This window comes from Pseudomonas sp. JV245A, from assembly GCF_032424515.1.
Taxonomy (GTDB): Bacteria; Pseudomonadota; Gammaproteobacteria; order Pseudomonadales; family Pseudomonadaceae; genus Aquipseudomonas; species Aquipseudomonas protegens.
On record NZ_VYKE01000405.1, the window covers coordinates 1 to 1117 of the forward strand.

General features: G+C 67.8%; 2 protein-coding genes. Both read left to right on the plus strand.

The annotated features are described in order from the left end of the window. Positions 1–336 (plus strand): RsmD family RNA methyltransferase (locus F6S12_RS32035; protein WP_315869896.1); only part of this gene is annotated, 336 nt, incomplete at its 5' end. 131 nt (positions 337–467) lie between these two features. Beyond that, on the plus strand, positions 468–1117 hold a 650-nt coding region (locus F6S12_RS32040), incomplete at its 3' end, for a YheT family hydrolase (RefSeq protein ID WP_315869897.1).

A 1117-nucleotide genomic window follows, 5' to 3' on the forward strand; every position in this document is an offset into this window, starting at 1 on the left:
GTGGCCATTTCCAGCCTGCGTGAGCACCTGGGGACCCTGCGTTGCACCGTCGGCCAGGCCCAGACCGCCGACGCCCTGCGCTACCTGGAAACCCAGCCGGCCACGCCGTTCGACCTGGCCTTCCTCGACCCGCCATTCAATCAGAACCTGCTGCCCGCCGCCTGCGCCCTGCTGGAAGAGCGCGGCTGGCTGGCGGACGACGCCTGGATCTACACCGAAAGCGAAACCGCGCCATCGACCCTGGGGCTGCCCGGAAGCTGGCGCCTGCACCGTGAACAAAAATCCGGGCAGGTGTATTACTCGTTGTGGCAACGTATGGCAGACAACGTCGCCTAGAACCGGATCACGACCTCGCAAGCAACGCTCAGGCCCGAGCCGCGCAGCAGATCGTAGTCAGGCTCTCAAGCCGACCGGAACAAGGTACGCAGCCCGCCCGGGCTGCGCGCCGCTGCATCGAGACCGTCCCCGTGCCCGACTCGCCTGATCGCTTCACCCCCGCCTTCGGCCTTGGCAACCCGCACCTGCAGACCCTGTGGGGCCCGCTGTGGCGCCCGACCACTCATCTTGAGCGCCAGCGCGAACGCTTGTGGCTGGACGACGGCGACTTTCTCGACCTGGACTGGCACGGCCCCCATAGCGCCGACGCGCCCCTGGTGCTGGTGCTGCATGGTTTGACCGGTTCCTCCAACTCGCCTTACGTGGCCGGCCTGCAGCAGGCCCTGGCAACCCGGGGCTGGGCCAGCGCGGCGCTGAACTGGCGTGGCTGTTCCGGCGAGCCCAACCTGCTGCCCCGCAGCTACCACTCCGGAGCCAGCGAAGACCTGGCTGCCGCCATCGCTCACCTGCGGGCCAAGCGCCCCCAGGCGCCGCTCTATGCGGTGGGCTACTCCCTGGGGGGCAATGTGCTGCTCAAATACCTAGGGGAAAGCGGCAGCGACAGCCCGTTGCAAGGCGCCACGGCGGTGTCGGTGCCGTTTCGCCTGGACCAGTGCGCCGATCGCATAGGCCAGGGTTTTTCCAAGGTCTACCAGGCGCACTTCATGCGCGAGATGCTGGCCTACATCAAGGACAAGCAGCGCCAGTTCCAGCACGACGGCCGCCACGAAGGCCTGGCCAC